At 53.2% G+C, this 19,929-nt stretch carries 16 protein-coding genes; 10 read left to right on the top strand and 6 right to left on the bottom strand.

Annotated features, from left to right (window positions below; genetic code table 11):
• Positions 1-53: 53 nt before the first annotated feature.
• Positions 54-1,580, bottom strand: a complete 1,527-nt coding sequence (gene yfcC, locus ABYK60_RS02955) for a putative basic amino acid antiporter YfcC (protein ID WP_372870431.1) — start codon at positions 1,578-1,580, stop codon at positions 54-56.
• 242 nt (positions 1,581-1,822) lie between these two features.
• On the opposite strand from yfcC, the gene ABYK60_RS02950 reads away from it, so the two are divergent.
• Positions 1,823-2,731: a LysR substrate-binding domain-containing protein gene (locus ABYK60_RS02950; RefSeq protein WP_372870430.1), complete on the top strand. Its 909-nt coding sequence runs from the start codon at positions 1,823-1,825 to the stop codon at positions 2,729-2,731.
• A gap of 38 nt (positions 2,732-2,769) precedes the next feature.
• On the opposite strand, the gene focA is transcribed toward ABYK60_RS02950, so the two are convergent.
• Positions 2,770-4,377 (bottom strand): formate transporter FocA, encoded by a 1,608-nt coding sequence (gene focA / locus ABYK60_RS02945; RefSeq protein ID WP_372870429.1) that lies wholly within the window; start codon positions 4,375-4,377, stop codon positions 2,770-2,772.
• Positions 4,378-5,184: 807 nt separating this feature from the next.
• Here focA and ABYK60_RS02940 point away from each other — a divergent pair.
• The 3 genes from ABYK60_RS02940 to pflA all read left to right on the top strand — a co-directional run bounded on the left by ABYK60_RS02940 (position 5,185) and on the right by pflA (position 10,218).
• On the top strand, positions 5,185-6,702 hold the full coding sequence (locus ABYK60_RS02940) for a DUF3360 family protein (RefSeq protein WP_372870463.1): 1,518 nt from the start codon (positions 5,185-5,187) through the stop codon (positions 6,700-6,702).
• Between the two features lie 408 nt (positions 6,703-7,110).
• Positions 7,111-9,393: a formate C-acetyltransferase gene (gene pflB / locus ABYK60_RS02935; RefSeq protein WP_372870428.1), complete on the top strand. Its 2,283-nt coding sequence runs from the start codon at positions 7,111-7,113 to the stop codon at positions 9,391-9,393.
• An 84-nt stretch (positions 9,394-9,477) separates the two neighbouring features.
• A complete protein-coding gene (pflA, locus tag ABYK60_RS02930) occupies positions 9,478-10,218 on the top strand; it encodes a pyruvate formate lyase 1-activating protein (RefSeq protein ID WP_372870427.1) in 741 nt (246 codons plus the stop codon).
• An 80-nt stretch (positions 10,219-10,298) separates the two neighbouring features.
• Here the strand turns inward: pflA and yfbV are convergent, their stop codons facing one another.
• The gene (yfbV, locus tag ABYK60_RS02925) at positions 10,299-10,742 is read right to left on the bottom strand and encodes a terminus macrodomain insulation protein YfbV (protein WP_372870426.1); all 444 of its coding nucleotides are present in this window, start codon (positions 10,740-10,742) and stop codon (positions 10,299-10,301) included.
• A 171-nt stretch (positions 10,743-10,913) separates the two neighbouring features.
• Here yfbV and ackA point away from each other — a divergent pair, with 171 nt between their 5' ends.
• The 4 genes from ackA (at position 10,914) to ABYK60_RS02905 (ending at position 16,014) form a co-directional block, all read left to right on the top strand.
• Positions 10,914-12,113, top strand: a complete 1,200-nt coding sequence (gene ackA, locus ABYK60_RS02920; RefSeq protein ID WP_372870425.1) for an acetate kinase — start codon at positions 10,914-10,916, stop codon at positions 12,111-12,113.
• A 94-nt stretch (positions 12,114-12,207) separates the two neighbouring features.
• Complete coding sequence (pta, locus tag ABYK60_RS02915; RefSeq protein WP_372870424.1) at positions 12,208-14,346, top strand: phosphate acetyltransferase; 2,139 nt, start codon at positions 12,208-12,210, stop codon at positions 14,344-14,346.
• A 414-nt stretch (positions 14,347-14,760) separates the two neighbouring features.
• Positions 14,761-15,198 (top strand): hypothetical protein, encoded by a 438-nt coding sequence (locus ABYK60_RS02910; protein WP_372870423.1) that lies wholly within the window; start codon positions 14,761-14,763, stop codon positions 15,196-15,198.
• 594 nt (positions 15,199-15,792) lie between these two features.
• Positions 15,793-16,014, top strand: coding sequence for a hypothetical protein (locus tag ABYK60_RS02905; RefSeq protein WP_372870422.1), 222 nt, complete (start codon positions 15,793-15,795; stop codon positions 16,012-16,014).
• Positions 16,015-16,109: 95 nt separating this feature from the next.
• Here the strand turns inward: ABYK60_RS02905 and ABYK60_RS02900 are convergent, their stop codons facing one another.
• From ABYK60_RS02900 to ABYK60_RS02890, 3 genes are all read right to left on the bottom strand, one after another.
• The gene (locus ABYK60_RS02900; protein WP_372870421.1) at positions 16,110-17,024 is read right to left on the bottom strand and encodes a class I SAM-dependent methyltransferase; all 915 of its coding nucleotides are present in this window, start codon (positions 17,022-17,024) and stop codon (positions 16,110-16,112) included.
• 23 nt (positions 17,025-17,047) lie between these two features.
• Positions 17,048-17,242: a hypothetical protein gene (locus tag ABYK60_RS02895; RefSeq protein ID WP_372870420.1), complete on the bottom strand. Its 195-nt coding sequence runs from the start codon at positions 17,240-17,242 to the stop codon at positions 17,048-17,050.
• Between the two features lie 202 nt (positions 17,243-17,444).
• A complete protein-coding gene (locus ABYK60_RS02890; RefSeq protein WP_372870462.1) occupies positions 17,445-18,470 on the bottom strand; it encodes an AI-2E family transporter in 1,026 nt (341 codons plus the stop codon).
• A gap of 130 nt (positions 18,471-18,600) precedes the next feature.
• Here ABYK60_RS02890 and folX point away from each other — a divergent pair, with 130 nt between their 5' ends.
• Entirely contained in the window at positions 18,601-18,966 is a 366-nt protein-coding gene (folX, locus tag ABYK60_RS02885) for a dihydroneopterin triphosphate 2'-epimerase (protein WP_372870419.1), read from the top strand.
• 61 nt (positions 18,967-19,027) lie between these two features.
• Positions 19,028-19,915, top strand: a complete 888-nt coding sequence (locus ABYK60_RS02880; protein WP_372870418.1) for a TIGR01777 family oxidoreductase — start codon at positions 19,028-19,030, stop codon at positions 19,913-19,915.
• Positions 19,916-19,929 lie beyond the last annotated feature (14 nt).

The following is a 19,929-nucleotide window of genomic DNA, read 5'->3' as shown; positions in this document are numbered from 1 at the left end:
GAACAAAAAAACAGCACCCTTTGGTGCCGTTTTCGTCTTTCAATTATTAATTATCAACTGAAGCCCAAATAGTGAGCACCTATCACCATGGCGCTGGCGGCCAGCAACAACATCAGCATAAAGCGCCAGATAAAGCGCACCCAGGCGCTGAATTCCACCCGGCACACACCCAGTGTCGCCATTAAAGACGCCGACGTCGGCACCAGAATATTGGTAAAACCATCGCCAAGCTGGAACGCCAGCACTGCCACCTGACGGCTGACACCGACGATATCCGCAAGCGGTGCCATCAGTGGCATGGTCAGGGCAGCCTGACCCGAGCCTGAAGTCACAAAGAAGTTAAACACCGACTGGAACAGCAGCATAAACCAGGCAGATAAGGCATCGGGCAAGTGGCCAATAAAACCGCCGGCGGCAGCAAGCACGCTGTTAAGCACCGATGGCTCGGTTGGGCCACCTTTACCGAGCAAAATCAAGATGCCCGCGGCGCTGCCAACCAAGAGGCAAGGCTCCAGCATGGTGGCAGCGCCTTCTTTAAAAGCCCTGGCTATGCCGTTCAACGTAAGACCATTCAGCTTAAACAGCACACCAATAACGCCAACCACCAGCCCCATGGTAAAAAACTGGCTGGCAATCTCCGGAATAAACCAGTGCTTAACCACCACGCCCCAAATCACCCAGCCCATGGTGGCAGTAATGGCCGCAAGCACCAATATATCGCCAAGATTAAAGCGGCTCTGGTGCCCTGACTCCTTGTTGTCGCCGTCGCGAAAAGCCGAGTCTGTGGCAAAGCTATAAGAAAGCGCAGGGTTTTTCTTAATGTTGCGGGCGTAGAGCATGGTAAAGGCGATACCAAGCAGGGTGAAGCCTATCCACATAGGTACCCGCACCGCTGAGCCCGAAAGCACAGGAATACCGGCAATGCCCTGGGCAATGGCCACGCTGAAGGGATTCATCCAACTGGCGCCAAAGCCTACCTGGGTGGCCACGTAAGTCACCATCACAGTGGTGATACCATCGTAACCAAGGCGGATCATCAGCGGGCAGATAATAATGGCAAAGGCGATGGCTTCTTCCCCCATGCCAAACACGGCGCCGCCGAGGGAAAAGAGGCTAAAGAGCACAGGAATAAACAAAAACTCCCGCCCCTGAGTGTGGTGAATAAGCCGCAAGATGCCGTTATCTATGGTGCCGGTGGCCATTACCACCCCGAAAGAGCCGCCAATCACCAACATAAACATGATAACGCCGACAGCACTGCCCCACTTATCACCGGATACCAGACCTTCGAACATGTAGTTGAAAAAGCCCTGGCCAGCCGGGTCGAACGCCGGCACCGGCTTAAGCAGCGGTTCACCCTGTTCATCCACGGCATAACGGAAGGAGTCCGGGTCAACCACATCGCGGCTCTTCTCCACCCCGTCCTGCACAAAAGTCACGGTTTGGGTGTCAAAGGAGCCCGCAGGCACCAGGTAAGTCAGCGCCGCCGCAAGCAGCGCCACAAAGAAGATGATAACCAGGGTATCTGGCATCGGCATTGCGGTTTTGGCTACCGGAGCAGCCTGGGTGTTGGCAGTCATATTATTGTGTTTATCCAAAGCCTTGAGCAAAACCCAGCACTATACCTGAGTTGGCTTACCCTGTCCTTAAGCTGCTGTGCCCACGCCCGTTGCAAGATAGCAAATGATGCACAGGCCCTGTTGCTGGTAAAAACGTGGGCCAGTTAAAGCTTTGTAACTATTCCCCTGCCGCAGTCTTTTTTATTGCCCGGCCGCTTTATAAAATTTCGTATGGGTATCAGTCACTTTTATATTCATCAATCATGAAATACACACTCAAACAAATTGCAGTTTTCGATGCGGTGGCAAGCCTTGAGAGTGTCTCCGGGGCGGCCCGTAAGCTGTCGATGACCCAGTCGGCGGTCAGCATGTCACTGCAGCAGCTTGAAAACCTGTTGGGCAGGCCACTTTTTATTCGTCAGGGCAACCGCTTAATTCTCAGCCATTGGGGAACCTGGCTTAAACCCCGGGCACGCAAGCTGTTGTCCGACGCCCAGCAAATCACTATGGGCCTGCACGATCAGCATCTGTTATCCGGCAGTCTGCCGGTCGGCGCCAGCCAAACCGCAGCCAAACATCTGCTTGGGGATCTCATCAGCCGGATTGATGCCGACTTCCCGCAAATTCATATTGGGCTGATGGTAGAAAACACCGAAAACGTGATTCAGGCAGTGCTGGACTATGAGATAGAGCTCGGAATAATCGAGGGGCGCAGTGATGACAGTCGCCTGTGTATCGAGCCCTGGCTTGACGATCATCTGGTGGTGATAGCCGCCCCGCACCACCCCTATGGCAAGTACGGTAATGTCAGCCTGTCGCAGCTGGAGCAGGCCAAATGGGTATTGAGGGAGCAAGGCGCGGGCACCCGGCGGATTTTCGATGCTGCCATCCATGGCAATCTCGACCGGCTGAATGTATGGCGGGAGTACGAGCAGGTGACAGTGCTGAAAACCCTGGTCAAAAATGGGCCCTACCTGAGTGCACTGCCCTATTTGGATGTGGAAAAGGACGTGGCAGCCAATCAATTGATCATACTGCCAACGCCCAAACTGAACATGAAGCGCCAGCTGTCGTTTATCTGGCGCTGTGACAGCGGTGAAAGCCCGCTGCGGGACTGCGTGATTGCCGAGGCCCGCCGTCTGGCCCGCCACCGGCAATCACGGGAAGTCTGAGCTGACTCAATCAAGCCCGGGACGCTAAATCCACCCCCTTAAACCTGGGCTGGCGATGGGGCTGGTGATGCGACTGCGCTACAAAGCAATCCTGTCAGAGCTTCACGGCGCACCATTCCTTTTAGCACTCCGGCCTCCACCACCGGCAGTACCGCTGGGGTCACAGCCGCCGCCCCCCGCAGACGCTCCTCATAGGCCTGATACTGCCCCCCCAGCCAATGCCCTTCTGTGCTGACAGGAAACAGCGCCTCGCGGTTAACTACCCAAAACTCCAGCAGCGGCAGCAGGGCTTCGTCCGGTGACAGGGTACTGAGCGACTTTTGCATCAGATCCCGCACGCAATAACTGCTATCAGCGCCAAACTCCTCGGCCCACAGGCCTCGTATGGCATCCTGGGCACTGAGAACTCCCACCAGGCGCCCGCCATTATCGGTCACGGGACACAGGCTTTCGCCCACGCGGTGCATTTCTTCCAGTGCCTGCCACAGGCCCATGCCGGGCTCAAGGCTGGTTGCAGGTTCAAGAATGTCTTTTACGGTCAATATGCTTAAGTGTGTGTTCATAAGTTTGTTCTCTTTTACGGCAAAGAAGGTTTGGGCGGAGATGGCGTGTTGATTGACAGCATTGGCTCTGGCAGTTGATGCGGGGACCAGTTTCAGCGCTCTGCTCACGTTTGCCCCGGGTGTTGTCAGCTTGATTGCAGAGTTGGTCGCGGCAGTGCCTTTGCATGAGCCAAGGCGCTCAAGCCGGAACAATCCAAGACCGACCAACACCGCACCGCCGACGATGTTGCCGAGAGTCACAGGGATCAGGTTGGCAACAAGCAGGTTGGCCGGAGCCAGCGCCGCCAGCGCCTGGCTATCCAGACCATGGGCCAGCAGCTGAGGCTCAGGGATAATCGCGGCGAACACCGCGCCAAGGGGCAGCAAAAACAGGTTGGCAATGCTGTGCTCAAAACCACTGCTGACAAAAAGTGCCACCGGCAAAACCAGCAGCAGCGCCTTGGTGCCAGGCGATTTGGTTAAAAATGTCAGCCATACCCCAAGGCACACCAACAGGTTACAAAGCACGCCAAGGAAGAACGCCTGCCACCAGCCGTGATGCAGCTTATGCAGCGCCGTGTTGATGGCATGGATGCCCCAAAGGCCGCCATCGAGCTGCCAAAGTCCGGCCAGACTGACCATGGCAACCAGAAGAAAGGCGCCTGCGGCATTGCCCACAAACACAGTACCCCAACTCTTTAACAGCCTGGCTGCGCCAATATGACCTTCTGTCCAGGGAATGGCTCCAAGCACGGTGCCGGTGAACAGCTCCATATTCAAAAGCACCACTAAAATCAGCCCGACACTGAAAGCAAGTGCGCCCATAAGCCGCACCAGCCCCCAGGGTGCGCCTGCTGCGCCCGTGGTAACAGTTAGGTAAAACACAAACGCCAGGCCGATAAAAACACCGGCATAAAGCGCTCTGGCAAAACGCGCCAACGCAGGCTTGGCCAGCTTGAGCGCCATGGCGCTTGCAACCTCATCGGCAACCGATAGCCGGTCGGGGCTGGCACCCGGCGAGGAGTTAAGGCGATTGACGCGTCCATCAGGCGGCGAAGTGCCGACATCCGGAGCCGCTTGGCCACCTTGATGACTGACATACATAGGCTGTCCCTTGTGTATTTTGGATATAGGTTCATTCAGTGGTTGCACAACACGACTCAGGCTCAGACGCAAGCAGAGACTCATCGCCGCAGATTGGCATCTGCAATAAGGCTTAGGCATTTCAATCAATGAGTTAAAGCCCAATGCTTCACCACCACGGCGCCAATTTAACAAGCAAAAACGATAGAAAATATCGAAGAGTTTTGATGAGTGATATCAGTAGCATTGATACTCAAAACCGTGCTGGCGATAAAATGAGCGTGAATAAGGCTAACGACCAATGCCAAGGCACCAGAAAAGCAGCAGCGCAGGCAACGTAATCCGGTATATGGCGCACAAAATGAATGTATACCGACTACTGAAGGAGACTAGATGAAGTGCACTTGGGGTAAAACACCACTATCTTGTAGCAAAGCGGCATTTTCCCTACGCAGTTATCATGTTCCGGCGCAAGGGGGAGATGTGCTAAAAATGCGGGTATGTGCCCTATGTCGCAAATTAACAAACAGGGCAATTCAGAAACATTGATAGTTAATGTTAGCGGATAACAGCTGTGGTAACATTTTTAACAGGTAAATTGGTAAGACCAATTTGAGCAGATTTCAGGACCCCGGGTTTTCGAAGGTTTAAGGTTAATTCCGCACCTACCTAAAGCCGCTCTGACGGGCCGTTCACTCAGGTGGACATGCCCCACGCCAAGGACGACCTCAAGCTGGTCACTCAGGCTCAAACCCGCTGTTTTTTTGGGGATCAAACATGTCAGAAGCAGCAAAACCCACCGGGGCCACCGGCCTCAATGAGACCGAAATGGCCTCTGCCAGCGATATCGCGGAAAAAAGTTACCGCGAGCTGCATCGTCCAGCCTCGGAGTTTCCATCCCGCGAAGCCTATTTGGATCATGAACTTAAAATCATGAAACCCAGACGCTGGGGCCTTAACCTGCCCGGTCGCGACTTTAACTTTGAATGGGAAGATCTGGTACCCGCCATCGCAGGTACCATAGGCATTACCGTCATGTATTCAGCGGTAATGGCCGCCTGGGCCTCAGGCCTGACCGAGCGCTGGGATCATATTAACCTTGGTGCCGACTTCATCATCTCGGTTATCCGGGTAGAAATGCTTATTCCTGCCCTGCTGTTCTGTATTTTAAGCTCAGGTTTTTTAAACCCGCGCGCCAACCTTGGCGGCAACCATGGCCCGATGATCCCATTGATTGGTGCTATCGCCCTTGCCGGTGCTCACCCACTGGCGCTGGCAATTCTGCTGGGGGTATTCGGTCTCTTGCTGTCCTTCTTTAAAGGGGGGTCGAGGCTGGTGAACCTTACCAGCAGCGGGGTCGCCGGGGGCCTTTTGGTATTCCTCGGTTTCATGGGAGCAAAGAGCCAGATTGAGTCTTTATTCAGTTGGGCTGGGGGCCTCGAGGCCAAACACGCGCTGGATTACTCCCTGGGGTATGTGGCCTTCTTTATTCTGCTTGCAAACGTGGTGATTTACGCCCTGCTTGCCAAACTGGGTAAGCGCTGGCTCGCCATTCCGCTGTGCTCGATTGCTGCGATTGTGATGGCCTTTGCCCTGGGTGCTGGGCTGGATCTTAAATTCACCACCGCGCCCGGTTTGCCCAACCTGAATCCTGTGTACTGGTGGGGTTCAACCGAAACCGGTTGGCAGCTTGGCCTGCCCAATATGCAGCACTTTATTGCCTCACTGCCGTTTGCCATTCTGGCGGTGGCCATGTGGTCGCCAGACTTCCTCGGCCACCGGATTTTCCAGGAACTGAACTATCCCAAGGGCGCCGAGAAAGTGCTGATGGACGTGGATGACACCATGACCACCTGTTCGCTGCGTCAGATGGTGGGCACTGCAGTGGGTGGCGGTAACATCACCTCCAGCTGGGGCACCTATATGATCCCGGCCGCCATCGCCAAGCGTCCTATCCCTGCCGGTGCCATTTTGCTGGGCACCCTGTGTATTATTGTGGCCATTGTGGGTTATCCCATGGATTTGACCACCTGGCGCCCAGTGATGTCGATTGCGCTGCTGGTAGGTGTATTCTTGCCGCTGCTGGAAGCCGGTCTGCAGATGGTGAAAGATAGCCAAAGCAGCCAGGCCGCCGGGATCTGTATTTTCGGCTCCTTCGTGGCCAACCCTGTGCTTGCCTGGGCATTGACTATGCTGCTGGACAACAACGGCCTGATTGGTGACAAGGAGCGTGCCGCCAGTCTGTCGTTTGTTGACCGGGTGGTGATCCCGGGGCTTGCCTTCGTGATCTGTCTTGCCGCCATGCTTGCCGTGGGCATGATTGAAGGTATTCCAGCGCTGCTCTGATACCGCGGTATACGATAAAAAAGGGGGCAAATATGCCCCTTTTTTTATTTTCCTCAAAACAATCAGCTGGCGCTATCTGATTTGTCAGACAACACTCAATTCAGCAATCCCTGATGCCAACCTGGATTTGGTGGTTAAAAAATGATAAGCCGGTAGCAAATTTTACATCTATTGACTTTTTCCTGTCCGCATTTGAGTGCAGCCCCTGTCTGCTTATGTTAATATTCTTTTGGGCAATTGGTCTTACCAATTAATTCCAGGATGATATCATCTGGAACCTAGTCCACAGAATCCGCCGGAATGTCTTCCGGGGTTCTGGCCTCATCAGAGGATGTCAGGCCGGAATGTAAAAGACTTTATTTTTGGGGTAATACTCCAACCCTTTTCTCCAATAGAAGGTGAAGTACGATGACCGATAAAACTGAGCTGTTCCAAACCGCGTGGGAAGGATTCGTTCCCGGTGATTGGAAGTCCGATGTCAATGTACGTGACTTTATTCAAGCCAACTACACCCCGTATGAAGGTGACGACAGCTTCCTGGCCGGCGCAACTGCAGCCACCGACGCCCTGTGGGCCAAGGTGATGGAAGGCATCAAAGAAGAAAACCGCACCCATGCGCCAATAGACTTTGATACCGACAAAGTATCCACCATCACTTCCCACGATGCCGGTTACATTGAAAAAGAGCTGGAGACCATTGTTGGTCTGCAGACCGATGCCCCGCTCAAGCGCGCCATGCTGCCAAATGGCGGTATCCGTATGGTGGAAAGCTCCTGCGCGGCCTATGACCGTGTGCTCAATGAAGACATCAAGTATGTTTACTCTGAGCTGCGTAAGACCCACAACCAGGGCGTGTTTGACATTTACACCCCGGAAATCCTTGCCTGTCGTAAATCAGGCGTATTAACCGGTCTGCCGGATGCCTACGGCCGTGGCCGCATCATAGGAGACTATCGCCGCGTAGCCCTGTACGGTATCGACTTCCTGATGGCCGATAAGCTTAAGCAGTTCACTTCTTTGCAGGCGCGTTTCGAAGCCGGTGAAGATCTGCAGGCCACCATGCAGCTGCGCGAAGAAATCGCCGAGCAGCACCGCGCCCTGGCCCAGATGAAAAAAATGGCTGCCAAATACGGCTACGACATCTCTGGCCCTGCCAAAAACGCCCAGGAAGCCATTCAATGGACCTACTTCGGCTACCTCGCCGCAGTGAAGAGTCAGAACGGCGCCGCCATGTCACTTGGCCGTACCTCCAGCTTTATCGATATCTACATCGAGCGCGATCTGAAAAACGGTACACTGACCGAACAGCAAGCGCAGGAGATGATTGACCACTTCGTGATGAAGCTGCGTATGGTGCGCTTCCTGCGTACCCCTGAGTACGATGAGCTGTTCTCCGGCGACCCCATCTGGGCCACCGAGTCTATCGGCGGTATGGGCCTCGATGGCCGTACTCTGGTAACCAAGTCCAGCTTCCGCTTCCTGCACACCCTGTACAACATGGGCCCAAGCCCTGAGCCAAACATCACTGTGCTCTGGTCTGAAAAACTGCCACAGAACTTCAAAACCTTCTGTGCCAAGGTGTCGATTGATACCAGCTCTATCCAGTACGAAAACGATGACCTGATGCGTCCTGACTTCGAGTCTGATGATTACGCCATCGCCTGCTGCGTCAGCCCCATGGTGATTGGTAAGCACATGCAGTTCTTCGGAGCCCGTGCCAACCTCGCCAAGACCATGCTGTATGCCATCAACGGCGGCGTGGATGAAAAACTGAAAGTGCAGATTGGCCCGAAATCAGAGCCTATCACCAGCGAGTATCTGGATTATGACGATGTCATGACCCGTCTGGATGGCTTTATGGAGTGGTTGGCAACCCAATATGTCACCGCCCTCAACTCCATTCACTTTATGCACGACAAGTATTCTTACGAAGCCGCGCTGATGGCACTGCACGACCGTGACGTGCGCCGCACCATGGCTTGTGGTATCGCCGGTCTGTCGATTGCGGCCGACTCCCTGTCTGCCATCAAGTACGCCAAAGTGAAGCCGGTTCGCGACGAAAATGGCATTGCCGTTGACTTTGAAATCGACGGTGACTATCCCAAGTTCGGTAACAACGATGCCCGTGTGGATGATATCGCCTGTATGCTGGTTGAAAGCTTTATGGCCAAAATCCGCAATAAAAATATGTATCGCAACGCCATCCCAACTCAGTCAATCCTGACCATCACCTCCAACGTGGTGTACGGCAAGAAGACAGGTAACACCCCAGATGGTCGCCGCGCCGGTGCGCCTTTTGCGCCGGGAGCCAACCCAATGCACGGCCGTGATGAAAAAGGCGCTATCGCCTCGCTCACCTCAGTGGCCAAACTGCCCTTTGCTCACGCACAGGATGGTATTTCTTATACCTTCTCCATCGTGCCCAATGCCTTGGGTAAAGATGAAAAGGCCCGTGAGCGTAACCTCGCCGCGCTGATGGATGGTTATTTCCGTCACAGCGAAATCCGTGAAGGTGGTCAGCACCTGAACGTGAACGTGATGAACCGTGAAATGCTGGAAGATGCAGTCAAAAACCCTGACAAGTATCCACAGCTCACCATCCGTGTATCCGGTTACGCAGTGCGCTTTAACTCACTGACCCAAGAGCAGCAGCAGGATGTGATCACCCGCACCTTTACGCAAGGTTTGTAATTCAGGCGCTGGTAATTCATTGGTAGCTAAAGGACAATTGTGGCTCGCCACAATTGTCCCCCTTCCCATCAACCAGGAGTTTCAATGACAGTTACAGGCAGGGTTCATTCTGTGGAATCCTTCGGCACAGTGGACGGTCCCGGCATCAGGTTTATCACCTTTATGCAAGGCTGTTTGATGCGCTGCCAATACTGCCACAACCGTGACACCTGGGATTTGGACGGTGGCAAAGAGATGCAGGTCGATGAGTTGATGAGTCAAATCATCAGCTATCGGCCCTTTCTGGAAGCCAGCGGCGGCGGTGTTACCGCCAGCGGCGGCGAAGCCATACTGCAAGCCGAATTTGTGGCCGAGCTGTTCAAAGCCTGCCGCGCCGAAGGCATTCACACCTGTTTAGACACCAATGGTTTTGTGCGTAAGTACACCCCCGCAATTGATGTGCTGTTGGACAACACAGATCTGGTGCTTCTGGATATCAAACACATTGATGATGACAGGCATCAGGATTTAACCAAGGTCAGTAATCACCGCACGCTGCAGTTTGCCGAGTACCTCGCCAAGCGCGGCCAGAAAACCTGGATCCGCTATGTGGTGGTAGCCGGTTTTACCGATGATGTGGAAAGTGCTGAAAAACTCGCCAGTTTTATTGCCCCCATGGGCAACGTGGAGAAGGTGGAACTGCTGCCCTACCACGAACTTGGTAAACATAAATGGGAAGCCATGGGTGAAGATTATCCACTCAAGGGTGTGCGGCCTCCCGGCAAAGAAACCATGGAAGCTGTTAAAGCAGCCTTCACTGCCCGTGGACTGAACGCAGTTTACTGATCTGAAGTGACGGGGTGCTCAGAAGTGATTCGTGGCAGAAAAAGATAGCAAGGTAAAGACAAAACGAAGACGTGCCAGACTTAAAGCTCGTCCCAGTAACTTGCATCAAGGCACTCGAAGGCTATCTTCAGAAGATTCGCCATATCGAGGTAACAGGCCTTGGCACCCAGGGGCACATAGGTAACCCCCATGGCAGCCAAACGCTCCTGCAGCTGGTTGCCAAAGCTGAGCAAAGACAGCGGCAATGGATGTCGGGCACGCTGCCCAAGCCACAACAGGCCCTGCAGCGGCAAGCTCAAGAAAAACAAACCAATGGCAATGGCCTGTGGCAAGAAGTCCCAGCCATGCAAATAGATTTGACTGGCAGCGGCAAGCACTGCTAGGGGCGGCATAAAACGCACCGCCAGTGAAGTCGCCTTAACAATGCGATATTCAGGGAAAAAGAACCCTAAAGATTTCACCATGGGCCAGGCTTTCATATAACGGCGGCCATCGCCCAGGGTGGTGATGAGTTGAAGCTTCAACCAAAGCCACCTTAAAACAGCTACAGACTGTCTTTACCTTAGCACAAAGGCGGTCAGCTCCCCAAGCGCCTGCGTTTGGCGAGAATGTGACAAAGGTTTTCGGCACCTCCGGTGCCACAGCGCCGGGCCTATTCCCGGTTAGCCAATTCATGACGCAAGAAGGTTTTTATCATGTCCAATACACTGGTTCTGGTCCTCAACTGCGGCAGCTCCTCGTTGAAGTTTGCCATTCTGGATGCCACCAATGGCGACGAGAAGATTTCAGGTCTCGCCGAGTGCTTCGGCCTGGAAAATGCCCGTATCAAGTGGAAACTCAGCGGCGAGAAACACGAAGCCAGCCTGGGAGCCTTCAGCGCTCACCGCGAGGCGGTGGAGTTTATCGTTAACAAAATTCTGGTGAACGAGCCTGAGCTTAAGGCTCAGCTTATCGCCATCGGCCATCGCATCGTCCATGGCGGCGAGAAGTTCACCCATTCGGTTATCATCGATAATGCCGTACTTAAAGGCATAGAAGACTGCGCCTCTCTGGCACCACTGCACAACCCGGCGCACCTTATCGGCATTCGCGCCGCTCAGGCCTCTTTCCCTGCGCTGCCTCAGGTAGCCGTGTTTGACACCGCCTTCCACCAGAGCATGCCCGACCGCGCTTACGTTTATGCCCTGCCCTACAAGCTGTACCGCGAACACGGTATCCGCCGCTATGGCATGCACGGCACCAGCCACCTGTTCGTGAGCCGCGAGGCCGCCAAAGCGCTGAGCAAAGACATTAACGACACCAACGTAATCTGCGCCCACCTGGGTAACGGCGCCTCTGTGACCGCAGTAAAAGGCGGTAAGAGCGTAGATACTTCCATGGGTCTGACCCCACTGGAAGGCCTGGTGATGGGGACCCGCTGCGGCGATTTGGACCCATCCATCATCTACCATCTGGTGCACCAGCTGGGCTACACCCTGGATGAAGTCAACAACCTGATGAACAAGCAAAGTGGTCTGCTGGGCATTTCCGAGCTGACCAACGATTGCCGTGGCATCGAAGAAGGTTACGCCGAAGGCCACAAGGGTGCGACCCTGGCGCTGGAGATCTTCTGCTATCGCCTCGCCAAGTACATCGCTTCTTACACTGTGCCGCTGGGCCGTCTGGACGCGATTGTGTTTACCGGCGGTATCGGTGAAAACTCAGACCTTATCCGTGAGAAGGTGCTGAAGTTGCTTGAAATCTTCAACTTTGACGTCGACAGCGAACGCAACAAGGCCGCCCGCTTCGGTAAGCAAGGGGTTATCACCAAAGATGGCAGCCCGATTGCCATGGTGATCCCCACCAACGAAGAGTGGGTTATTGCCGAAGACTCACTGCGCCTGGTCAGTAAATAAGGTGCCAGCCGCCCCGGGACACCCCGTGGGCGGTTTTGCATTTCAACGCATCACGATGGCCCGGCCATCACAGCAACACCACAAGAGGTACTTTATGTCCCGCAACATCATGTTGGTTCCCATAGGCACAGGTGTCGGCCTCACCTCACTGAGCCTTGGCATGGTGCGCGCGCTGGAACGCCACGGCGTGAAGGTGCAGTTCTTTAAGCCCATCAGCCAGCAGCGCCCTGCCGACTCAGGCCCTGAGCGCTCCACCACTATTCTGTCCAAGTCGCCCACGGTCAACCCGCTGGAGCCCTTCGACATGCAGCACGCCGAGTCCCTGATCCGTACCGATCAGACCGATGTGCTGATGGAGCAAATCATTGCCCGCGCAGCGGAAATCGCCAGCAACACCGAGACCCTCATCATCGAAGGTCTGGTTCCCACCCGCAGCCATTCGTTCTCCGATGATGTGAACTACGCCATCGCCAAGGCGCTGGATGCCGACGTGATATTCATCGCCACCCCGGGCAACGACACCCCGAACGCGCTGATGAACCGTCTGGAAATCGCCTACAACAGTTGGGGTGGCAGCAAGAACAAACGCCTGATTGGTGCGGTTATCAACAAAATCGGTGCCCCTGTGGATGACGAAGGCCGTACCCGTCCTGATCTGTCGGAAGTGTTTGACCACCATGACATCCAAAAAGGCGATGCCACCGCCATGTTCCAGCTTCCAGGCAAGAGCAAGCTGCGTATTCTGGGCAGTGTGCCGTACAACCTGGATCTGGTGTCACCCCGGGCCTCGGATCTGGCCAAACACCTGCACGCACGGATTCTGAACGCAGGCGAGATGAACACCCGTCGTTTGCGTAAAGTGACCTTCTGCGCCCGTTCCATCCCGAACATGCTGACGCATTTTCGTACCGATTCACTGCTGGTAACCTCAGGCGACCGCTCCGATGTGATTGTAGCCGCCTGCCTTGCCGCCATGAACGGCGTTAAAATCGGCGCTCTGCTGCTGACTGGCTCCTATGAACCTGAGCCTGAGGTATTGAAACTGTGTGAACAGGCCTTCGATACTGGCTTACCGGTGTTTATGGTCGACACCAACACCTGGCAAACCTCGTTGAATATTCAGCGCTTTAACCACGAAGTGCCGGTAGATGACGCAGTACGTATCGAGCTGGTGCAGGAATATGTGGCAAGCCACATCGACCAGAGCTGGATTGAAAGCGTGACCCAGAACTCGCCCCGCGAGCACCGTCTGTCGCCGCCGGCTTTCCGCTACAAGCTCACAGAGCTTGCCCGCGAAGCCAAAAAGACCATTGTACTGCCAGAAGGCGAAGAACCTCGCACCATCAAAGCGGCCAGCATTTGCGCCGAGCGTGGTATTGCCCGCTGTGTACTTTTGGGTAACAAAGACGACATTCTGCGCATCGCAGCCACCCAGGACGTAGTGTTGGGTGAAGGCATTGAAATCCTCGATCCGGAGGAGATCCGCGAACGTTACGTCGAGCCAATGCTGAACCTGCGCCGCCACAAGGGTCTGACCGAAGTGGTTGCCCGTGAGCAGCTGGAAGATAACATGGTGCTGGCCACCATGATGCTGGCTGAAGACGAAGTGGACGGTATTGTATCAGGCGCTGTTAACACCACAGCCAACACCATTCGCCCACCTTTGCAGCTGATTAAAACTGCTCCGGGCTCCAGCCTGGTGTCGTCTATCTTCTTTATGCTGATGCCGGATCAGGTACTGGTATACGGTGACTGCGCCATCAACCCTGACCCTAACGCCGAGCAACTGGCCGATATCGCCATTCAGTCGGCAGAATCAGCCAAGGCGTTCGGCATCGAGCCTCGGGTTGCCATGATCAGTTACTCCACCGGTAACTCGGGCACAGGCTCAGACGTGGACAAGGTGCGTGAAGCTACCCGTATCGCCAAAGAGAAGCGCCCCGACCTTATCATCGACGGCCCACTGCAGTACGATGCGGCTGTAATGCCAAACGTGGCCCAGAGCAAGGCACCAAACAGCCCGGTGGCCGGTAAGGCAACCGTGTTTGTGTTCCCCGATCTCAACACAGGTAACACCACCTACAAAGCCGTACAGCGAAGCGCCGACCTTATCAGTATCGGCCCTATGCTGCAGGGTATGCGTAAGCCGGTGAACGATTTGTCCCGTGGTGCATTGGTTGACGATATCGTCTACACCATCGCCCTGACCGCCATTCAGGCAACTCAGGAATAATTGCATCAAGTGCCTTAATTGCGCTGTACACCAAAAACGCCGTCATATGACGGCGTTTTTTATTGGCAAATGTATGTTTTACACAAACAGGCATTTACGTTCGGGATCTTTTAACGATCCATAAATGCGTTTGATTAGGTTGGTGAGTGGTCAGAACACGGGTTGAAAAAGCGGTGCTGATGAGCGGCAATTTTTTAGCCAACCACTAAAATCGTATGGCTACAATCACTTAAGGAATTTATCCTGACTCTTCAACACACTTGTCCACAGTTTCTGTGGATAAGATTGAAAAGTTAACTTTCAATGTATGACAGAATTTGTTGCTGATCGCAATAGATCGCGCCAATGTCTTGTACTGTTTGTCTAAATTCCTGATACTTAAGACCACTGATCTTCAAACGTAGTGCGTACCTCATGAGAGTATTATTACTGGTTTTAGTCTTTTTCATCAGCGGTTGCAATGAGTCAGATGACAGAGTAACGAGTCCTAATCTGACTCCGGAGCAAGTCAGTATCGGTTTTTTTACTGCTATCTATATCGACAGAGACATTGAATTGGCAAAGCAATTTGTCGATCCTCCCATGCAGGAAATATTGACGCATTATCATATTGCCGCTTCGGTTCAGCGCCATATGCTGAATTTATCCATGACCGATGTACAAATGGAAGTGGAGGAAATTGATATCGACTTTTTCCGCAAGTTTACCGACGATGTAACCGTTAAAGTAAAACTTATGGGGAAACGGGGCGGTCAGCCCTGGATTGATGACCGAACCGTCAGATTGCATAAGCTTGGCAAGGACTGGGTTATTGTTGAGATCCTGAACGAAAGACATGCCGTAAACGGATAGCTCAGCCACACAGCATTAAAAAGGCCACCCAAAGGTGGCCTTTTTAATGCTTATTATTTTTAGATCTGCATGTCCCGGGACATGGAATTATCTCAATCCAAAAACGCTTCTTCGTCTTTTTCCAGCGGCAGTGACTCAATCACTTCATCCTGCACCTGGTAGTAGGCGTTTTCGTACTCATGAATTTCCATAACGGGCTCCGGCTTTGGTTTTGGGTCGGGTACTGAGGTTCTGTTTGTTCTATGCAAACATGAACTCTGTGTGGCTCGGTATCCTGAGGTGAGATACTGCCGTTAACCCTGAGGTTAAACTGTTTCGGCTGTCCACGGGGCGCAGTATACCAATAAGCATCGCGCAATTACAGTTTACTTTCAGTTTTGTGACCAAAAAAAGCTGAATTACGGTGTTTTATGCCTAACAACCCCCGCCAAAAGTAATTTTAACTGAAAGTCTTTCAAGTCGTGTTAACAAAATCAGGCGTCAGATTGCTTATTCACCCTGACTATTAGCGCTTGCTTTTAGCAACTAAACAGTATAGGCAATCGATTTTCGGCGGTGCTATTAGTTAGAGAGTCAACAGCAGGAGACTGTCATATGAATGCGCTGATCGATTTTCAGGCTGACCGGCTTGCCGCTCTTATAGGACGCGGAGATGTATTGGGGATACGGATGTTCATGGAAAACATGCATATACCTTTGGATGTGCAAGACAGGCTGTGCAGTGAGATGAACAGCTTCAGTGGCGATCCGACACGGATTGCTTCCTGGCTGGAAGACAATGGCCGTTCAATTATCCCGGAGCGACTGAGTTATTGAACCACTGACGACTTTCTTCCAGAATATTTCCCACATACCGCCGGCATAGATAAGGCGACCGGCGGCAGTGTTGTCACTCAGATAACCAATCGCAATCAGGTTTCAACCTTTCGAAAGCGCAATACTTTCAACGACTTTTCCTCGTCGATGTCGGCATACACCAAGGGGTTGGACACGCGTTCAAGAAAAATAAGACTCGGCGCAGTTTCTCGCACCTGCTCCATCAGGAAATCACTGCCAAGTTCTGGCGCGTTAAGACATAAAAGCACTTCGCCACCGGGTGAAACCAACTCAGGCAACCGGCGCAGCAGGCGCACATAGTCTTTAGTAGCAATAAAACTGCCTTTTTGATTGCTGGGCGGATCAGCAATCACCAAATCATAGGGGCCATAACGGGTCAGTTTGCCCCAGCTGCTGAAAATATCATGGCCAAGAAAGCGCGCTCGCCCCTCAATGCCGTTTAACTGGTGATTTTGTTTGCCAATCGACAGCGCACCTTTGGCCATGTCGATATTAACCACTTCTGTAGCACCGCCCGCAAGTGCTGCCACCGAGAAGGCGCAGGTGTAACTGAATAGATTAAGCACCTTCTTACCATCGGCATGTGCGCGCACAAAGCGTCTGCCTTCGCGCATATCGAGGAACAAACCATGGTTTTGACCGCGAAGCAGATGCACCAGATACTTAAGCCCAAGTTCGGTTATCACATGGGTCTCGGGCAGTTCGCCGGATAGCAACTCTGTACGGGTGCCCAGGCCACTGCGATGCTGAAACACCAGATTCAGCGGCAATTCGGGTGACTGCCGCTGCCAGAATGCCTCTATCGCCGAGCGCACCTCAGCAAGTTCCTGCTCATCAAGCTCGCGAAACGATGTCAGCAGCAATGCCGGCGGATACCAATCCAGACACAGATGCTCGGCGCCGGTAAAACGCCCTCCCCGGCCATGAAAAATCCGCTGACAATCTTCCGGCAGACTTGCGTGCTGCATAAATTCACAAAAGGCGTTCATGCCTGTTTCCTTTCAAACTCGGGTTAACACATGCTTGCGCCACCAGCCATGGTTGCTGGCAGGGTAAAAACAAAGCGGGCGGCCAGGCCACCCGCAATAGCTGATTGTAGCTTCGCCGCAATCGGCAAATAGCGCAGGCTTAGGGAAGGTGCAAACAAGTCGTCGCACAGCTCTGGCTTTGATAGCAGCGACAGTTCAAGGCATTCAACTGAGGACATGGCTGGGCGCCCCCGCCGTCCTGCTGAAGTTGAATAACGCTGAAATGGTGTTGCTATCAAAGCCCCGTTGGGCGTGGCTTACAGCGGTATCTGCTGCGTTACAGTTCTTGCGAAGGACTAGGGCCATTCGCTGCGAACTGTGCCTTGCATCTATCCACTTTAAGCACACGCAGAGCAAGCACGGGACTTATTCGCACCTTCCTTAGGCCTTTTCGCTGCTACTTTTATCATCGACCGGTTTCAGCTCATCAACGTCATCGCTCAGCAATATCGCCAGCCATCGGCCACTACTGCTGCGCTCCAGGGCAATTTTTACAATCATGGTCAGGGGTACCGATAACAGCATCCCCACAGAGCCAAGTAACCATCCCCAGAAAATCAAACTGAGAAATACCACCAGGGTAGAAAGACCCAAGCCCCTACCCATAAATCGTGGCTCTACCACATTTCCCATTACCGTATTGGTGCCCAGATACAAAAGCGCAGTACCGCCTGCTGCTGCAGGGCCCAGCTGAATAAAGGCCAGCAGAATAGCGGGAATGGCCGCGATAATCGAGCCAATATTGGGAATGTAATTAAACAAAAAAGCGATAACTGCCCACAGCAGCGCATAATCCACCCCGATGGCAGCAAGGCCAATCCCTACCACAGCACCGGTAGCCAAACTCACCAAGGTCTTGATTACCATGTATTGATTTACCGAGTGCAGAAATTTATCAATTTGCTGCAAACGCATCTCGGGGTCATCCAATGCCAGATGCACTTTTTTCGGCAGCGACTGGGCCTCAAACAACATAAACACAATGGTGAGAATAATCAGGAACAGGTTAGCCATCACATTACCCACCCCAGACAACATATTGGTGGTCATCGACAGCGCCATGCCAGGGTCAAAGTAGGCCAGCACCTGATCTTTGGAAATCTTGATGTTTAAAGAGTGCAGCTTTTCCAATATCCATCCGAATTGTTGAATAAGCTGGTCCCGGTACTGGGGCATCTGTTTGGAAAACTCATTGATGGAGCTGCCCACCAATGATGCCAGCCACAACCCCAACATCACTATAAAAAACATCAGCAGCATGACCGCCAGCCATTTGGGAACCCTAAAACGCATCATCCAACTGATAACCGGATTACAAATCACGGCAATAAAAGCTGACAATACAAATGGAACCACTATTGGGCTTGCCGCCTTGATCCCTGCAAGGATCACCACCAGAAACGCCATAATGGCAAAACCACGGAAGGCTACCGAGGTTTTTTCGAGGGGATTAACCAAAATAAAATCCTTCTATTTCAAGCTAAACTTGCTAACCTTGCCCTTAAATCTCATCAAACATGAGCAAGTTGACACGGCTATGAAATCAGAGATCGCTACCATTCGCATCAAAAATCTGCGTCTTCGTACCCACATAGGTATCAAAGAAGATGAGATCCAGAATAAACAAGACGTTATCATCAATGTCGTTATAGCATATCACGCAGAACAGGCTCAGCAGAGCGATAACATGGACGATGCACTCAACTATCGAACCATCACCAAACGCATCATAGCTCTGGTGGAAGACAACCGCTTTTCCCTGCTTGAACACCTCACCGCCCGTATCCTGGATATTGCCAGCGAGCATCCCAGCGTTAACGAAGCCCGCGTTGAAGTCGACAAACCCCATGCCCTGCGTTTCGCCGATTCAGTGTCCATGGAGCTCAGTTTCAAACGGGCGTAGTGACCTCCAAAACTTCAATCTGGGTATATGCTTGTAGAAAGCCTTGTTTCGGGAGCCCTGCATGAACATTCTGCTGACCGGTGCCACCGGCTTTATAGGTCGTCATTTGGTTGGGTCACTCACCGGCCACACGCTGACTATTCTGAGCCGTAATACCGAAGCGGCCCGGGAAAAGCTCGGCGATGAACATCAATACCTGCGAAATCTCGATAAGCTCGAAAATCTCAATGACTTTGATGCGGTCATCAATCTTGCCGGAGAACCCATAGTAGGCAAACGCTGGAGCGATACACAGAAAAAAATTCTGTGTCACAGCCGCTGGGATATTACAGAGCTACTGGCAGCCCTGATCCAACAAAGCGATACACCACCAACGGTATTTATCAGCGGCTCCGCCGTAGGCTTCTATGGTGCAAAGGGCAATGAACGTCTGTCCGAGTCTTCACAGCCCCATGACGAATTTACCCATATGCTGTGCGCCAACTGGGAACAACTGGCACTAAATGCAGCCAGTGAGCAAACCCGGGTATGCGTTTTGCGCACCGGCATAGTGCTGGGCAAACATGGCGGTGCATTGGCCAAAATGTTGCCCCCCTTTAAGGCATGCCTTGGCGGCCCTATTGGAAAAGGCACCCAGGGCATGAGCTGGATCCATATCGAAGACATGATTGGCCTGATCCGGTTTTTACTGGCAAACGACAGTTGCCGCGGTATTTTCAACGCCACTGCGCCCAATCCCGTCAGCAATGCCGTATTCGCCCATACTCTCGGCGAAACCCTGCATCGCCCGGCGCTGGTGCCCGCACCGGCCTTTGCGATGAAGCTGCTGCTTGGCGAAGCCGCGACCCTGTTACTGGATGGGCAATTTGTGCTGCCAACCCATGCGCAGGAAGCAGGGTTTGGCTTTCGCTACCCGCAACTGCGCCAGGCTCTGGAAAATCTGCTCTGAATCCTGGAAAAGTG

The organism is Shewanella sp. (genome assembly GCF_041630135.1).
In the GTDB taxonomy this organism is placed as follows: Bacteria; Pseudomonadota; Gammaproteobacteria; order Enterobacterales; family Shewanellaceae; genus Shewanella.
The sequence above is the reverse complement of the archived record's forward strand: the minus strand, read 5'-3'. Positions and strand labels throughout refer to the sequence as shown.